At 71.9% G+C, this 15,360-nt stretch carries 12 protein-coding genes; 7 read left to right on the plus strand and 5 right to left on the minus strand.

Features of this window, described 5'->3' with window-relative positions; translation table 11 throughout:
• Window positions 1-243 precede the first annotated feature (243 nt).
• Complete coding sequence (locus WMF24_RS38530; RefSeq protein WP_437732438.1) at window positions 244-1,641, plus strand: cytochrome-c peroxidase; 1,398 nt, start codon at window positions 244-246, stop codon at window positions 1,639-1,641.
• A gap of 128 nt (window positions 1,642-1,769) precedes the next feature.
• On the opposite strand, the gene WMF24_RS38535 is transcribed toward WMF24_RS38530, so the two are convergent.
• Both WMF24_RS38535 and WMF24_RS38540 read right to left on the minus strand, forming a co-directional pair.
• Window positions 1,770-2,084: a hypothetical protein gene (locus WMF24_RS38535; RefSeq protein ID WP_437732439.1), complete on the minus strand. Its 315-nt coding sequence runs from the start codon at window positions 2,082-2,084 to the stop codon at window positions 1,770-1,772.
• A 59-nt stretch (window positions 2,085-2,143) separates the two neighbouring features.
• Window positions 2,144-2,698 (minus strand): hypothetical protein, encoded by a 555-nt coding sequence (locus tag WMF24_RS38540; RefSeq protein WP_437732440.1) that lies wholly within the window; start codon window positions 2,696-2,698, stop codon window positions 2,144-2,146.
• 453 nt (window positions 2,699-3,151) lie between these two features.
• Between WMF24_RS38540 and WMF24_RS38545 the strand changes: the two genes are divergently transcribed.
• Together WMF24_RS38545 and WMF24_RS38550 are read left to right on the plus strand one after the other, a co-directional pair.
• Window positions 3,152-3,889, plus strand: a complete 738-nt coding sequence (locus WMF24_RS38545) for a caleosin family protein (protein WP_437732441.1) — start codon at window positions 3,152-3,154, stop codon at window positions 3,887-3,889.
• Between the two features lie 102 nt (window positions 3,890-3,991).
• Window positions 3,992-5,425, plus strand: coding sequence for a glycosyltransferase family 87 protein (locus WMF24_RS38550; RefSeq protein ID WP_437732442.1), 1,434 nt, complete (start codon window positions 3,992-3,994; stop codon window positions 5,423-5,425).
• A 93-nt stretch (window positions 5,426-5,518) separates the two neighbouring features.
• Here WMF24_RS38550 and WMF24_RS38555 read toward each other — a convergent pair whose 3' ends face one another.
• Window positions 5,519-6,862: a hypothetical protein gene (locus tag WMF24_RS38555; RefSeq protein WP_437732443.1), complete on the minus strand. Its 1,344-nt coding sequence runs from the start codon at window positions 6,860-6,862 to the stop codon at window positions 5,519-5,521.
• A gap of 175 nt (window positions 6,863-7,037) precedes the next feature.
• On the opposite strand from WMF24_RS38555, the gene WMF24_RS38560 reads away from it, so the two are divergent.
• The 3 genes from WMF24_RS38560 (at window position 7,038) to WMF24_RS38570 (ending at window position 10,310) form a co-directional block, all read left to right on the plus strand.
• Window positions 7,038-7,523, plus strand: coding sequence for a PIN domain-containing protein (locus tag WMF24_RS38560; protein ID WP_437732444.1), 486 nt, complete (start codon window positions 7,038-7,040; stop codon window positions 7,521-7,523).
• 272 nt (window positions 7,524-7,795) lie between these two features.
• Window positions 7,796-9,094, plus strand: a complete 1,299-nt coding sequence (locus WMF24_RS38565) for a putative metal-binding motif-containing protein (protein WP_437732445.1) — start codon at window positions 7,796-7,798, stop codon at window positions 9,092-9,094.
• Window positions 9,095-9,125: 31 nt separating this feature from the next.
• Window positions 9,126-10,310 (plus strand): aldo/keto reductase, encoded by a 1,185-nt coding sequence (locus WMF24_RS38570; protein ID WP_437732446.1) that lies wholly within the window; start codon window positions 9,126-9,128, stop codon window positions 10,308-10,310.
• 117 nt (window positions 10,311-10,427) lie between these two features.
• Here the strand turns inward: WMF24_RS38570 and WMF24_RS38575 are convergent, their stop codons facing one another.
• Together WMF24_RS38575 and WMF24_RS38580 are read right to left on the minus strand one after the other, a co-directional pair.
• Window positions 10,428-12,635, minus strand: a complete 2,208-nt coding sequence (locus WMF24_RS38575; RefSeq protein WP_437732447.1) for a sensor histidine kinase — start codon at window positions 12,633-12,635, stop codon at window positions 10,428-10,430.
• A gap of 61 nt (window positions 12,636-12,696) precedes the next feature.
• Entirely contained in the window at window positions 12,697-14,295 is a 1,599-nt protein-coding gene (locus WMF24_RS38580; RefSeq protein ID WP_437732448.1) for an FAD-dependent oxidoreductase, read from the minus strand.
• A 297-nt stretch (window positions 14,296-14,592) separates the two neighbouring features.
• Here WMF24_RS38580 and WMF24_RS38585 point away from each other — a divergent pair, with 297 nt between their 5' ends.
• On the plus strand, window positions 14,593-15,360 hold the full coding sequence (locus WMF24_RS38585) for an SDR family NAD(P)-dependent oxidoreductase (protein ID WP_437732449.1): 768 nt from the start codon (window positions 14,593-14,595) through the stop codon (window positions 15,358-15,360).

Genomic DNA, 15,360 nt, shown 5'->3' on the forward strand with positions numbered 1-15,360 from the left:
ATACGCATGGATACGCGCGGGCACGCGTGGATACCCATGGATACGCGAACATACGCAGGCATATGCAAAGACACGCGGTGATCCCGTTGAATCACGCGAGATTTGTCTTGCCGATTGGCAACGCGCGACACTAGATTTTCAGCATCCGATTCACCGCCGCTCGGCCAGCATCTGGGCAGGACTGGTTGATCTCACGGGCGCACCTCGCAGTGCGCCTCCCCCTCCGGGGGACCTGGAGGCACCATGACCCTGCGCTCGATCGGGCGGACGCTCGTCGCCCTGGCGGCGTGCCTGACCCTCACGCTCCTCCTCGCGCGCCCGGCGCGCGCCAAGGCCTCGTCCGTCGACGAGGAGCTCGCGGCGACGCTGGCCCGGCACGGGTTCACCGGAGAGATCGAGTCGACGCTGGAGTCGCGGCTCGGGCGGAAGATCGACAAGACGCTGGCGAAGCTCGGGCGTGAGCTGTTCTACGACAGCATCCTCGGCCTGAACGACGACAACTCGTGCGCCGGGTGCCACTCGCCCACCGCGGGGTTCGCCGATACCCAGTCCATCTCCATCGGCATCGAGAACAACGGTGTCGTCGGGCCGCGCCGCGCGGGCCCGCGCAACCAGCGCCGGGCGCCCACGGTCATCAACTCGGCCTTCTATCCGGCGCTGATGTGGAACTCGCGGTTCTTCGCCGTGTCCGGCGACCCGTTCGACAACCGCCAGGGCTTCTCGTTCACCTCGCCGGAGGGGATGTCGCTGTCGTCCTTGCCGCACCTGCTCGTCGCGCAGGCGTTCATCCCGCCGACGGAGATCACGGAGATGACCGGGTACGAGGCGCCGGCGTCGCACGGCCTCGTGCGCGAGGAGGTCGCGGAGCGCGTGAACCGGGTGGAGGCGTACCGCCGCCAGTTCGGCCGGAGCTTCGACGCGGTGAAGCGGGGGAAGGCGATCAGCTACGAGATGATCGCGACCGCCATCGCCGAGTTCGAGGTGTCGCTCACGTTCGCCGACGCGCCCATCGACCGGTTCGCCCGCGGCCGCCGGAAGGCGATGACGCTGGAGCAGAAGCGCGGCGCGCTGCTCTTCTTCGGCGAGGCGGGGTGCGTCCGCTGCCACGCGGTGTCGGGACAGTCGAACGAGATGTTCAGCGATTTCCAGCAGCACGCCGTCGGCGTGCCGCAGATCGCGCCGACGGACGACCCGGCGCTCTCCAACGTGGTCTTCGACGGTCCCAACGCCGATGAGGACTTCGGGCTGGAGCAGGTCACGGGCGACCCGTCCGACCGGTACAAGTTCAGGACGTCGCCGCTGCGCAACGTCGCCCTCCAGCCCACGTTCTTCCACAACGGATCGTTCACGTCGCTGGAGGGCGCCATCCGCCACCACCTCGACGTGTACAGATCGGCGACGGAGTACACGAACGAGCACCTCGCGCCGGACCTGCGGGGCCAGATGGGGCCGCTCGCCCCCGTCCTCGCCGCCGTCGACCCGCTGCTGCAGCAGCCGATCGATCTCACGGAGGAAGAGATCGGCTGGCTGTGCGCGTTCGTCGGGGAGGCGCTGCTCGACCCGCGCGCGACCCCGAAGCGGCTCGAGGCGCTCATCCCGGAAGAGCTGCCGAGCGGCCGCGCGGTCCACGACTTCGAGTAGCCGCGGCGTGGGTAGCCGGTGCTCACCGGCCTGCGGGGGCCGCAGGCGCGCCCGTCGGCCAGAGGCGCGCCTGTCGGCCAGAGGCGCTCCCCTCGGCCGCAGGCGCTGCCCTCAGAGGAGCCCTCGCCTCACGTGCGGTCCAGGCAGGTGCTCAGCGACTCCCACTGGATGCTGCACTCCTCGAGGTACTGCTCCGGATCGCAGTTGTCCTCGGCGTGATTGCGGCACTCGAGGTACGTCTCCCACGCGTCCTCGCAGCCAGCCTCCTCGGCGGCCTCCGTCTCGGCGCCGCAGCGGTCGAGGCAGGCCTCCTCGGTCGTGGCGCCCGGGCACTCGACCTCTCGCTCGCAGAGCTCGGGGCACCCCTCCTCGCCGTGACCGCTGCTGCAGCTCAGGGCGACGAGGGCGAGCGCGGCGAGCGCCATCCTTGCAATGACCTTCATCGCGCCATCGTATCACGAGCGGAGCGCGGCGCGCTCGAGCCGCTCCGGTGAGGCGCGGTTCAGGGCAGGAGCCGGGAGATGAAGCTCCACTTCGTCGAGCGGCCGGACTTCATGGCGAGGATCGTTGTCACGCCGATCACGCCCGCCGTGAGGGCGATGTTGAGCGGACCCATCACGTTGAGGAGCTGCTGCAGCGCCGCGGCCTTCCCGGGCGTGCGCGGCGACGGCGTGTCGCCGTCGTGGACGGGCACGGCGCGGGCCGGCGCCTGCTCGCTCATCTGCCTTCCGCTCACCATGTTGACGACGCTCGTCGCGAGCGTCGCGCCGAGCAGGATGTCCTTCACGCGCACGAGGGTGCGGGTCTCCTCGTCGATGGACCGGCCCGAGATCATCGTCCGCCCGATGAACCAGGTGGCCGCGGCGGTGCCGAGCGAGATCGCATTGACGAGGTTGTATCGCTGCCAGGCGTCGGCGAGCACCTTGCCGCGCTCGGCCTCGGAATGGATATCCCTGACCGCCTGATGCAATGCGAGCCGGCCGAAGAGAGGGCCGCCGAACCCCGCGGCCAGACCGAGCTCATGTAGGACCCACGCGGACGTCGAGAGTGTAGCCATATCGTTGCACCTCGTGGCGACGCCCCAAGCAAGATCGAGCCCAGGGCCGGACCGCGCTCCGTGATCCAGGCCGTCGCAGGCGCGCCGACTCAGCACCACGCGCGCGCCGACGGTCGCGCCGGCACGGCGCGTGCGAATCTCCGGAGACCGGAGATCGAAGAGGCGGGCAGAGACCGACACGAAGCCGCGGCGTCGCGCAGGAGGGACCAGAAGCGACAGCAGGGGTGACGAGCGGCGCGCCGGAGCAGCGCGCGTCGAGGCGGGCGGGCGCCGCTGTGACCATTGGCCACTGTGAGGCACATTGCCTCATGGTCCATCGCTCCCTGCGCGGGCGCGCCGGGCGTGCGACCGCTGCGATGCGGCATTTCCGTGTTGCTGCTCGCCGTCGGCCCGCGTCGTGCTTTCGCGCCCGGCCATGGCGCGCGGGCGGATCGCGCGTGCCGCAGGAGCACCATGAGCGAGCTGAACGGTGAGCCGAGGGCCCGCGAGCCCGCGGACGCGTCCGACGACGCCGGGACCGAGGCCGGAGAGAGCGCGGGGCGAGGCGCGCGGGTGCGCGCGGCCCGCGGCGAGGGGCGCGGGCCGGAGGCGTTCGTGTCGGCGACGGCGACAAGCGATGTGTACGGCGCGCAGAGGGCGGCGCTCGGGGACAGGACGGCGCTCGAGATGCACTCGGCCTTCTTCGACAGGAACAACGACGGGATCATCACCCTCCGCGAGACCTATGAAGGGCTGCGCGCGATCGGCATCGGACGGGTGCTCTCGGCGTGGTTCGCGCTCGTCATCAACGGGGCGCTCGGGCTCCCGACGTCGCGGTCGTTCGTCCCCACGCTCTCGATCACCCTCGCGAACATCCACCGCGCCAAGCACGCGAGCGATACAGGCGTTTACGACAAGGACGGCAGGTTCGACCCGGTGAAGTTCGACGAGCTGTTCTCGCGCTGGGACAAGGACCGCGACGGCGCCCTGAGCGCGCGCGAGCTCGTGGCGCGCACGCTGGGGGATCGCGACTTCCTCGACGTGTTCGGCTTCCTTGCGTCAGCAGGCGAGTGGGCGGTGCTCTACGCGCTCGCGGCGAAGGGAGGGAAGCTGACGCGCGAGCAGCTCCGCCGGATGTACGACGGCACGCTGTTCTACGAGCTCGAGCGAGAGAAGCAGGCTGCCCCGGGGGCCGGAAGCACGCCTGCATGAAGAGCACCCTGCATGAACGGCACCTGGCATGAACAACAGAGGAGACGAGCGACCCGCCATGATCATCGACGCCACGCCCCTTCACGCCAGGTCGTCCGCGCCGTGACATCGATCCTCGCCGTCGCCAGGGCGCGTATCTCGGACCGGCACCTGGGTTACCTCGCGGTCTTCGCGTTCTCCGCGGGCGCCGCCTGGCTCTGCGTCCTCGATATCGTCCTGAAACAGCCCGTCGCGATCGACTTCAAGTCGTTCTACACCGCCGCCGTCGCGGCCAGCCGGGGGCTCGACGTCTACGACGTCTCCGTCCTCGAGGCGATCGCCAGCGAGCTTCAGCTCCCGCACGTGCCGACGTTCCCCTATCTGTATCCGCCGTTCTTCGCCCACACCTTCTCGTGGTTCGCGCGCCTCGGCCCGGACACCGCGCAGCAGCTGTGGTCGAGCATGGCCGTCGTCAGCTACGGCCTCGCCGCGACGTTCGCCGTCGTGGCCGTCCGGCGCGCGGCGGGGGACACGCGCGCCCCTGCGCGCGGGGTCGCGATCCCCACGGTGCTGCTCGCGCTCATCGCCTTCCTCGCGTGGGCGCTCAACCTGCGCCACAGCCTGGCGATGGGGCAGGTCAACCCGCTGGTCCTCGTGTTCGTCTGCGCCGCGCTCGCGCTCTCGCTGTCGGGCAAGGACACCGCCGCGGGGCTCGCCCTCGCGGTCGCCGCAGGGATCAAGGTCACGCCGATCCTGCTCGCGATACCGTGGGTCATCCAGCGGCGCTTCCGGGCGCTCGCCGGGCTCGGCGCCGGGCTCGGCGCGCTCGTGCTGATCAGCCTGCCCTTCGGCGCGGCGCCGGCGTGGATGGAGTTCCTGCGGCGGCTGCCGCGGATGTCGCACGGGTCCAAGATCCCGGGCCTCTTCGACCCGGGCACGGTGCCGAACTTCTCGCTCGCCGGCTTCTACGCGCGGCTGTTCGGCCAGGATGTCGCCACCATCAAGGCCGCGTCGGTGGTCACCATCCTGGTCCTCTTCGGCGCCGCGCTCGCGCTGGGCGGCCGCGCCCCCTCGCCTGCGCGCTCGCTCCGGATTCTCCTGCCGCTGCTCGTCACGATGGTCATCGCGAGCCCGTTCACCTACGTGCACCACGTGCTCTACATCTTCCCGGCCGCGCTCTACGCGCTCGACCAGGCCGTGAAGCGCGAGCGCCGGCTCGAGATGGGCGCGCTGGTGGTCCTGATCTCGCTCGCCACCATCGATTTTCCGTATGTCTACGAGCGCTTCAAGGCGCCCTTGCCGCCCCTCGCCGTGTCGGTGAACCTCTATGTGCTGCTCGCGATCTACGCGCTCGGCATGGTCGTGCTGTGGCGGGAGCGCCGCGAGGCGCCCGAGGCGGCCTCGCTCGAGAGCGACAGGCAGCCGAGGCGCGGCATCGACAGGGAAGTACCGGCCGCGGCGGCCGCGGCCGAGGGGCTCGCGCCGGCGCGCGAGAGCGAGGCGCCGCACGGCCTGGGCACCGGGGCGCCCGCCGCGTCGGCCTCGGCCGGCGGGTGACGGCCGCAGCCGCGCTGCGCGCCGGGGCGAGAGGCGGCGCGCCGGGGCGAGGCGGCGCCGCCGCGCGCCGGAGCGCGGCGCCGCCCAGCGGGCTCACGTCGACAGGTAGGTCGCGCCGCCGCTCAGGAGGGCATGTCCGCGATCGCCGCTGAACTCCCGGTCCGCCGGGGAGAGCTGCGCGCCGACGAGCGCGGCGGCGGCAGGGCGGAGCACGTCGGCGATCGCCTGCCGGCGCAGCAGGCGGAGCTCGGCCGGAGGCACGAACCCGTGGGTGGACGGGATGTCGCCGCCGGCGGGGATCGGCGCGGAGCCCACCTGTTCGAGCGCGCGCGCGAAGGTCGCGGCGACGCGATCCCGCAGGCCCGCGCCGCCCACGGCGACGGCCCAGCGGACGAACGCCCACGCGAGCTCGGCGTGGCGCGCCTCGTCGCGGGCGATCACCTGGAGCGCCATGCGCACCGCAGGCGACTCCGCTGCCTGCGCCGCGACCTCCGCCTCGACGGCCGACAGGGTCTCCCCCACGCAGCCCTCGACCACGGTGGCGAGGGTGAGCGACTCGAGCGACCCCATGTCGTCGAGCGCGCCGTCGAGGGGCAACGGGCCCACGCCCACGGGCTCGCCGGCGTAGGCCGAGGCGACCGCGAGCGCGAGGCGAGCGTGCCGCACCTCGTCGATCGCCGCGCGGTGCGCCGCCTCGAGCAGCGGGGGCGGCGCGCCGAGCGCCATCAGGCCGAGCGCGAAGCGGCCGAAGGAGGCGACCGAGGCGTGCTCGCTCTGGCCGCGCTCGGCCCAGCGCCGGGCGAGCTCGCGGCGCGCGGCCGGCGCGAGCGCGCGCAGGTCGGTCTCCGCGAGCGCGCGCTCGAAGCGCTGCCAGTCGGTCCGGGACCAGGCGCTCGGAGCGCGGGACAGCGGCGCGACGCGCGGCTCGCCCCCGACGAGGAGCGGGCGGCCCTCGCAGCTGATATGTCCGACGAGATAGCAGCAGCTCGCCGGGTCCGACGCGTCGCGGTTCGCGTACGGTCCCTGGATCGCCTCGGCCCCGCCCTCGCCGTCGCCGTCGCACATGCACGTTCCCGAGCCGGGCGGCAGGCCCTGGAGGTGCGGCCGCGCCTCGGCGACCGCAGGGCAGGCGCCGTCGACAGGCGCCGCGCAGTGCACCTCGTAACAGCACTGCCCATAATAGCCGCCGTCATGAAACGGCCCGACGCAGGTCGGCTCCGGATACGGGTCCAGCGGCGCCGAGGCGTCCGGCGGGTCGGTCTCGCCGCCCCCGCCGGGCCCCGCGCCTTCGGGTGGATTGGAGCTGGACGACGAGGTCGCGCCTTCAGGTGGGTTGGAGCTGGACCCGGACTCGATCTGCGGGCCACAGCCGGAGGCCAGCGCGAGGCTCGCCCCCCACTGGGATGCTACGAGGATGCGGAGCAGAAACGATCTCATGAACGATGCATGAGGCAAGCCATGTACCGTGCGAACACACGTGGTTTTCGCCGCGAGGGCCGCGCCGACGTGCCAGGGTGTGCCATCCCGCCGCCGCCCTGCGCGCTGCGGCGTCCAGGGCAGCGCGCGGGGGCCGACAGCGGGGTTTCCGCTCCGCAGGTGCGGTGAGGCAGCGATGCGTATCGTTCTCGACAGCTCCGTCGCCATCGCCTCGATGAGGCCCGCCGAGCCGGGGCACGCGGACGCTCTCGCCTTCCTCGAGCGCGCCCGCGCGGCCGTCGCCGCGGGCGGGGCGCGCGTGCTCGCGCCGCCGGAGCTGTGGCTCGAGGTGTACGTGGCCGAGCAGCGGCTCGCCGCGTCGCGCGCGTCGCGCGCGTCGCCCCAGCGCGCCCCGGCGGCGAGCGCGGGCCCGCTGGCCGCGCTGGCGGGCCTCGAGGTCGAGCTCGTCGCGCCCGCGGGCGAGGGCGCGCTCACGGAGTTCCTCGGCCTGCTGACGAGGCGCATGCGCGGCCGCAGGCCGTTCGCGAACGCGACCGACCTCGTGTACCTGTGGGCCGCGCACGGAGCGGAGGCAACCGTGGTGACCCTGGATGAGGGGCTCCTCAAGTACCACGGCGTTGTCTGCGACGTGACGCGGCCGCAGCACGTCCGGCTCGGATAACGCGTTGCGCCGAACGGGAGGACACATCGCGACACCGCTGCTCGGAAGATGCGAGCGGCGGCGAGAGCGCAACAAGAGCGTGACAGGAGCGCGGCAGGAGCGCGACAGCGCGGCAGGAGCGCGAAGAACGCCGAGGACTGCCGCGCTGGATGGCCGCGCTACAATGTTGCGCTCTGCGCGTATGCGCTTGTCGTGCCCGGGGAGTAAGGCTATCCCTGAGCGTCGCAGCGGAGCGCGCGGAGCTCGCGAGCCCGGGCTGCGCACCGAGGCGCATGCGAAGAACATCGCTCCATTCACCGGTCCTCCCGGTGGGTCTGGCCCTGCTCACCACGCTGGCCGCGTCGCAGGCCCACGCGCGCCGCAACGGCACGGCGGTGGACGGGTGCAACGGCTGCCATACGGGCGGCGCGGCGCCCAGCATCACCATCGATGTGAGCCCGAAGACCCCGGCGGCCGGCGAGACGGTGACTCTGCAGGTCGCGATCGCGGGAACGAACGCCAGCGTCGGCGGGCTCTATGTGCGCACCGGCGCAGGCCGGCTCGCCACCATCGACGGTCAGGGCACGAAGCTCGTCGACGAGCGCCAGCTCGTCCACGACGCGCCGAAGCGGGCGAGCGGCGGCGTCGTGCGCTTCGACGCGCGGTGGACAGCGCCGCCGTCGCCGGGCGGGGTGGTCTTCGAGGTGTGGGCCGTCGCGGGCAACGGCGACAACGGCTCGCGCGGAGACGGCGCGTCGTCGGCCACCGCCGCGTTCGCGTACGGATGCGCAGGAGAGACGTATTACCTCGATCGCGACGGAGACGGCCACGGCGACCCCGGCGTGCCCAGGGTCGATTGCAGCCAGCCTCCGGATCACGCCGTCCTCGGTGACGATTGCGACGACTACAGCGTCAACGTCCACCCCGGCCAGGCCGAGGCCTGCAACGGGCGCGACGACAACTGCAACGGCGAGGTCGATGAGAACCTCGAGGTCACAAGGCAGTACGAGGACGCCGACGGCGACGGGTACGGGTCGTTCTTCGGCGCGACGGTCATGGCGAAATGCCCGCCCGAGGGGTATGCGCCGAGCTCGAACGACTGCAACGATCGAGCTCCGACCGTCCACCCGGACGCCCCGGAGACGTGCAATCTGATCGACGACGACTGCGACGAGCGGATCGACGAGGGCATGCGCGAGGTGTGCGGCGTCGGCATGTGCGCGCGCGAGGCGACCACGTGCAGCCCCGGGTCGTGCACGCCCGGCGAGCCGACGGCCGAGACCTGCAACGGGCTCGACGACGACTGCGACGGCCAGATCGACGAGGATCCCGGCATCTGCGGGCCGGGCGGGAGCAGCAGCGCGAGCAGCGGCGGCGGGTCCGGGAGCGTCGGCGCCGGCGCGGGGGGGCCCGGCGCGGGGGGGCCGGCCTCGTCGGGGAGCAGCGCGCCGGACGAGGGAGGCGGCGGCGGGCAGTCCGGCGGCTGCGCGATCGACCCCCAGGGCGGGTCTCCATGGCGGCTCGTCCCCCTGCTCGCGCCGCTCGCGTTCCTCGCGCTGCGGCGCATGCGGCGGACTGGCACGGTTCGGTAGACTCCCCCCTTCCACGCTCGAGGTGACACGCATGCTCTACCGCCGCTTCGGTCGCACCGAGATCAAGATGCCCGTCCTCTCGTGCGGAGGGATGCGGTACCAGCAGTCCTGGAACGACGGCGACCGCATCTCGCCCGGGAGCCAGCGCAACGTCGAGGCGTGCATCGCGCGGGCGCTCGAGCTCGGGATCAACCACATCGAGACCGCGCGGGGATACGGCACGAGCGAGGAGCAGCTCGGGCACATCCTGCCGAAGCTGCCGCGCGACCGGATCATCGTCCAGACGAAGGTCGGCCCCACGGCGGATCCGAAGGAGTTCCTCGATACGTTCGAGCGGTCGATGCAGCGCCTTCGCCTCGACCACGTCGACCTGTTCGCGATCCACGGCGTGAACGACGAGGCGCGCCTGTCGTGGTCGCTGCGCGAAGGGGGCTGCCTCGACGCCGCGCTCGAGCTGAAGCGGCAGGGGCGCGTGCGCGCGGTGGGGTTCTCGACGCACGCGTCGACGCGCGTGATCCTGGCCATGGTGCAGGACGGTCGCTTCGATTACGTCAACCTGCACTGGTATTACGTGAACCAGCTCAACTGGCCGGCCATCGAGGCCGCCGCCGAGCGCGACATGGGGGTGTTCATCATCAGCCCCACCGACAAGGGCGGCAGGCTGTACGAGCCGAGCGACAAGCTCGTGCGGCTCTGCGCCCCGCTCTCGCCGATCGTGTTCAACGACCTGTTCTGCCTCGCGCGCCCCGAGATCCACACGATCAGCGTCGGCGCGGCGCGCCCGTCCGACTTCGACGAGCACATGAAGGTCTTGCCGCTGCTCGAGGGCCAGGGCGCCGCGCAGGCCGCGCTGGGGCCGATCCTGCGCGGGCTCGACGAGGAGCTCGCGCGGGTGCTCGGGCGCGCGTGGGTCGACACATGGCACGTCGGCCTCCCCGAGTGGGAGGCCGCCCCCGGGCAGATCAACGTCCGCGAGATCCTGCGGCTCTACAACCTCGCCAGGGCGTTCGACATGACGGCCTACGGCAAGCAGCGGTACAACCTCCTCGGCAACGGCGATCACTGGTTCCCCGGAAACCGCGCCGAGCGCGCGCGGGAGCTCGATCTCGCGCAGGCGCTCGCCGGGGCGCCGCAGCGCCACCGCATCCCCGAGGTGCTGGCGGAGGCGCACGCGCTGCTCGCCGGGAGAGAGGTCAAGCGCCTCGGCAAACACTGAGTCTCGCTCGGCGCGCCGAGCTCCGCCTTCCGGGCGGCGGGGGACCATGGACCGGCCGCGCCCATGCCCATCACCGCACGCCTGGCTTCCGAGCACGTCGCCGCCTCGTCCCCGCTGTCACGAGGCGGCCTTCTGGCGCTTCGGCCAGTAGACGTGGAAGGTCGCGCCGGCGTACGGCTCGGACTCGAGCGCCACGCGACCCCCGCGCGTCTCGACGACCTTCTTCACGACCGACAGGCCGATGCCGGTGCCCTCGAGCTTGTCGCGCGCCTCGAGGGTCTGAAAGATGCCCCAGATGCGCTCCTGGAACTGCGCCGGGATCCCGGGGCCGTTGTCCTTCACCGTGAAGTCGTGGAAGTCGCCCGCGTCGGCGCACGCGATCTCGATCACGGGGTCCGCGCGGCGCGCGTGCTTCAGCGCGTTGCCTATGAGGTGCATGAACACCTGCTGCACCGGCACGCGCTCGGCGAGGATCGTCGGCATGCCGTCGCCGACGACGATGCGCGCCTCGGGGGGCGGCGCGAGGAGCTCGACGCACTCGGCGATGACGGCGCCCACGTCGACGAGCGAGAGCTTGTCGCGGATGCGGCCAGCGCGCGAGTAGCTGAGGATGCCCTCGATCAGCGCCTCGAGGCGGTGAACGCGGCCCCGGAGCATGCGCATCTGCTGGCGCGCCTCGTCGTTCATCTTGTCGGCGAGCCCCTCCTCGATCCACTCGGACAGGCTCGCGATGCCCCGGAGCGGGGCCTTGAGGTCGTGGGACGCGACGTAGGCGAACTGGTCGAGATCCTGGTTGGTGATCGCGAGCGCGTGGGCGAGCTGCTCGGCGCGCCGGCGCGCGCGCACCTGGTCGGTCACCTCGAAGGCGAGCACGGCGACGCCCTCGACCTGGGCGGCGGCGTCGTAGATGGGCTGGTAGATGAAGTTGAAGTAGCGCTCCTCGACCTCGCCGCCGCGCTCGATCGACACGGGGAACTCGTTGCCGAAGAACGGCTCGCCCGTCGCGTACACGCGGTCGAGCAGCGGGACGACGACCTGCTCCGCCTCGGGCAGCGCGTCGCGGAGGCGCTTGCCGACGACGTCGCGGTCGCCGATGAGCTCGAGGTACCGGGGGTTCGCGAGCTCGAAGACGTGCTCGGGCCCGCGCAGGACGCAGATGCCGGCCGGGGCCTGCGTGAACAGCGTCTCGAGGCGCGACCGGTGCCGCTCGGCCTCGGCGAGGGCGGCCTGCTCGCGCGCGAGGAGCTCGGCGCGCTCCTCGGCGCGGAGGCGCTCTTCCTGGTACGCCCGCGCGCCGGAGATCGTCGTGGCGATGTGGCCGGCGGCGAGCTCGAAGAAGTCGCTGTACGCCGCGTCCAGCGCGCGGCGCGGGCTGACGCCGGCCACGAGGAAGCCGAGGAGCGCGGCCTGCCCGGCGCGCGCGAGCGGCAGCACGACCGCCTCGCGGGACGGCTCGGGCCACGGGCCGCCCGGGAGCTCGCCGAACCGCTCGGCGGGGGTGTCGAGGCGCAGGCACCGGCGCGTCCGGGCGACCTCGGCGAGCGGCCACGCGGCGTCGGCGGCGTCGGTCTTCGCGAGCTCCGCGAGCGCGATGCGCTCGGGGCTCGCGCGGCCGCCAGGAGACAGGCCCTCGGCGGCGGCGAGGCGGGCCTCCGCGCCGCCCGGCTCGATCAGGTAGAGGAGCGCGAACGGCACGTCCGCGGAGCTCCCGGCGAGCGTGCTCGCCGAGCGCGCGCACGTCTCTTCCACGGAGACCATCGCGGCGGCGGCCGACTGGGCGCCCAGCGCGCGCAGCGCCCGGAGGCGACGGTCGCTGAGCACGCGCGCGGTCGTCTCGGCGCACGCGCAGAAGATGCCCCCGATGGTGCCGTCCTCGATCAGGACAGGAGCATAGGAGAACGTGAAATACGTCTCTTCGAGGTAGCCATTGCGCGAGAGGATCAGCTGGAAATCTTCGGACCACGTCGCCTGCCCGGTGGCGCGCACCCCGTCGAGCATCGGGCCGATGACGTCCCATATCTCGCCCCAGCACTCGCGCCCCGGGCGGCCCAGGAACTGCGGGTGCTTCGTCGCGCCGAGGATCGGGCGGTACGCGTCGTTGTAGAAGCGGGCGTACTCAGGCCCCCACCAGATCTCGATGGGGTGACGGGAGGCGAGGCAGAGGCTGACCGCGGTGCGCAGGCTCTGCGGCCACGTCTCCACGGGGCCGACAGGGGTGCGCGACCAGTCGAGATCGCGCATGCGCTGCGCCATCTCTCCGTCGCCGGCGAGGAACGGCGCGTCGCCGGGCCCGGCCGCGGCCCCCCGGGGTTCTCTCTCCTGCATGGTTTTCGTGACCATCTACCCGTCGCACCGGCCCTGTCCCACGTCGAGCCCTGAAGCAGGCTCAACCGGTCCGGGCGAGCTCCTTCTTCGCGGGCTCCTCGGCCTCGCCCGGCGCGGCGGAGTCGACCGGCTTGAGGTCGCTCGTCGCCGGCCCGCGGATCACGCGGCCCGTGCACTCGAAGCGCGATCCGTGGCAGGGGCAGTCCCAGGTCCGCTCGGCCGGGTTCCACGCGACGATGCACCCGAGGTGGGTACACACGGCCGACCGCTCGTGAACATGGCCCTGCGGATCGCGGTAGACGGCGAGCTTCGTGAGCCCCCGTCGCATGATGGCCCCCGCCCCCGGAGGGAGCTTCTCCACGTCGTCGAGATCGCCGCCCGTGAGCCAGTCGGTGTACTGCGCCGCCGTGTTCAGGTTCTCCTTGAGGTACTCCGACGCGGAGTGCAGGGTGAGGTTCACGCGGGTGGGCTCGTAGAGCCCGGCCCACGCGTTCTCGCGGCCGTGGACGAGGTCGTTCAGCAGGAGGCCGGCGATCGTCCCGTGCGTCATGCCGTTGCCGCAATCGCCCGTCACGAGGAGGATGCGAGACTCCTTCTTCAGGCGGCCGATGAACGCGAGCCCGTCGGCCGTCTCCATGACCTCTCCGGACCAGCGGTGAACGACCGGTCCCGCCTGGGGGAATCGCTCCCTCGCCCACGCCTCGAGCCGCGCGTGGCGCTGATCCGCGTCGTCGGCCTGCCCCGTCTTGTGGTCCTCGCCGCCGACGAGGAGGAGCTCGTCCGGCCCGTCGGCGCCGTCGAGGTTGCTGAGCCGGACGTAGTGGAACGGGTCCTCGGTGTCCCAGTAGAGGCCAGGCGGGATGGAGCCGCGCGGCACGCGCAGGGCGATGACGTACGTCCTGTACCCCGCCTGCTTCAGGTGCACGGAGATCCACGGCAAAAAGGGTGAGTTCGTGGCGAGCACGACCTCGTTCGCGACGATGTTCACGCCGCGATCCGTCTTGACGACGACGTGCTCGGGCTCGGCGTGCTCGTCGACGTCGACGACGTGCGATCTCGTGTAGATCTTGCCCCCGTACCGCTCGACGGCGCGGGCGAGGCCGGCGAGGTAGCGGAGGATGTGGAACTGGCCTTGCTGCGGGAACGCCGCCGCGATCCCGGTGTTGAACGTGTCGAGGGGCGCGCGCTCGACGCCGTGGACGAGATCGAGCCCGGCCTCGCGAGCGGCCCTGATCTCGTCCTCGATCGTGCTCGACGGGTGCCCCGGCGCCGCGAACAGGTACCCCGGCACCCGGCGGAAGTCGCAATCGATGCCCTCTTCCTGCACGATCCGCTCGATCGTATCGATGGCGGCGGTGTGGCTGGCGGCGGCGAGGCGGAGGCGCTCCGGCGCGTGGAGCTTGGCGAGCTCGGTCCAGCGGCGGTCGAGCGCGTTCACGATGTGCGCTGTCGTGAACCCGCTCTCGCCGCCGCCGATCACGCCGTCGTCGAGGACGATGACGCCCCTGCCCTCCTTCGCGAGCATGTACGCTGTCGTGAGCCCGGCGATGCCCGCGCCGACCACGCACACCGTCGTCCGGTGCTCGGTCGCGAGAGGAGCGATGGGCGGGAGCACTGCGTTTGTCCATGCAGTGTCCTTGTCGTATGCGCGATCCGTCATGAGGCCTCCCGGTCGTGGCGAGCCGCCCGTGCCGAGCGGCGGTCCCTGTGCTGCAGTGCCCTGCAAGCGGTCTGCCACGCAGCGCGGGCCGAGAGCGGCGCGTCATGCGCGCGGCGGGCGACGGGCGCGTGGCAATTTGCGACAGGGCATGTGGCGAGCGCGGCAGTTGAGCTGGGCGGGAGAGCGCGGCCGCGGGGGGCGAGATCGGTTGAGCCGCTCGGTCAGGCGGGCTGATCGTCGAACGCGTGCCGGCGGAGCTCGGAGCGGGTGTGCTAGAGCAGGAGACGAGAGGTCACCATGAGACTGCAAGGCAAGATCGCGCTCGTCACAGGTAGCAGCCGGGGGATCGGCCGCAGCATCGCCGCCCGCTTCGCCCGCGAGGGGGCGGACGTGGGGATCACGTACCACAAGAGCAAAGAAGGCGCCGAGGAGGCCCTGGCCGAGGTCGAGGCCGCCGGACGGCGAGGTCATCTGTTCTCCGTCGACGTCGCCTCCGTCCAGAGCGTGCAGGCGCTGATCAAGGAGACGGTCGCGCACTTCGGCCGGCTCGACGTGCTGGTCAACAACGCCGGCATGGAGAAGCGGGCGCCGTTCTGGGAGGTGACCGAGGAGGACTACGATCAGGTGGTGAACACCAACCTCAAGGCGGTGTTCTTCGGGAGCCAGGCCATGGTCCGGCACCTGCGCCAGACCGGGCGGCCCGGCAAGATCATCAACATCAGCTCCGTGCACGAGGACCTGCCATTTCCCAACTTCGCGTCGTATTGCGCCAGCAAGGGCGGCGTGCGCATGCTCACGCGCACCCTCGCGGTGGAGCTGCGCGGCACCGGGATCACCGTCAACGCGATCGCGCCGGGCGCGATCGAGACGGAGATCAACGCCGATCTGCTCAAGGACCGCGACAAGCTGAACGCGCTGCTCGGGCAGATCCCCCTTGGACGCCTGGGCAAGCCCGAGGACGTGGCCGGCCTCGCGGTGTTCCTCGCCTCCGCGGACGCCGATTACGTGACCGGCTCGACGTACTTCGTCGACGGCGGGCTGACCTGGGATTACGAGGAGCAATAA

This window comes from Sorangium sp. So ce1335 (assembly GCF_051521615.1).
Taxonomy (GTDB): Bacteria; Myxococcota_A; Polyangia; order Polyangiales; family Polyangiaceae; genus Sorangium.

Bases quoted from the DNA above. Each gene is read 5' to 3' on its own strand.
- WMF24_RS38565 (WP_437732445.1), top strand. From the start codon at position 7,796: ATGCGAAGAACATCGCTCCATTCACCGGTCCTCCCGGTGGGTCTGGCC.
- WMF24_RS38555 (WP_437732443.1), bottom strand. From the start codon at position 6,862: ATGAGATCGTTTCTGCTCCGCATCCTCGTAGCATCCCAGTGGGGGGCG.
- WMF24_RS38585 (WP_437732449.1), top strand. From the start codon at position 14,593: ATGAGACTGCAAGGCAAGATCGCGCTCGTCACAGGTAGCAGCCGGGGG.
- WMF24_RS38560 (WP_437732444.1), top strand. From the start codon at position 7,038: ATGCGTATCGTTCTCGACAGCTCCGTCGCCATCGCCTCGATGAGGCCC.
- WMF24_RS38570 (WP_437732446.1), top strand. From the start codon at position 9,126: ATGCTCTACCGCCGCTTCGGTCGCACCGAGATCAAGATGCCCGTCCTC.
- WMF24_RS38535 (WP_437732439.1), bottom strand. From the start codon at position 2,084: ATGAAGGTCATTGCAAGGATGGCGCTCGCCGCGCTCGCCCTCGTCGCC.
- WMF24_RS38580 (WP_437732448.1), bottom strand. From the start codon at position 14,295: ATGACGGATCGCGCATACGACAAGGACACTGCATGGACAAACGCAGTG.
- WMF24_RS38545 (WP_437732441.1), top strand. From the start codon at position 3,152: ATGAGCGAGCTGAACGGTGAGCCGAGGGCCCGCGAGCCCGCGGACGCG.
- WMF24_RS38530 (WP_437732438.1), top strand. From the start codon at position 244: ATGACCCTGCGCTCGATCGGGCGGACGCTCGTCGCCCTGGCGGCGTGC.
- WMF24_RS38540 (WP_437732440.1), bottom strand. From the start codon at position 2,698: ATGGCTACACTCTCGACGTCCGCGTGGGTCCTACATGAGCTCGGTCTG.
- WMF24_RS38575 (WP_437732447.1), bottom strand. From the start codon at position 12,635: ATGCAGGAGAGAGAACCCCGGGGGGCCGCGGCCGGGCCCGGCGACGCG.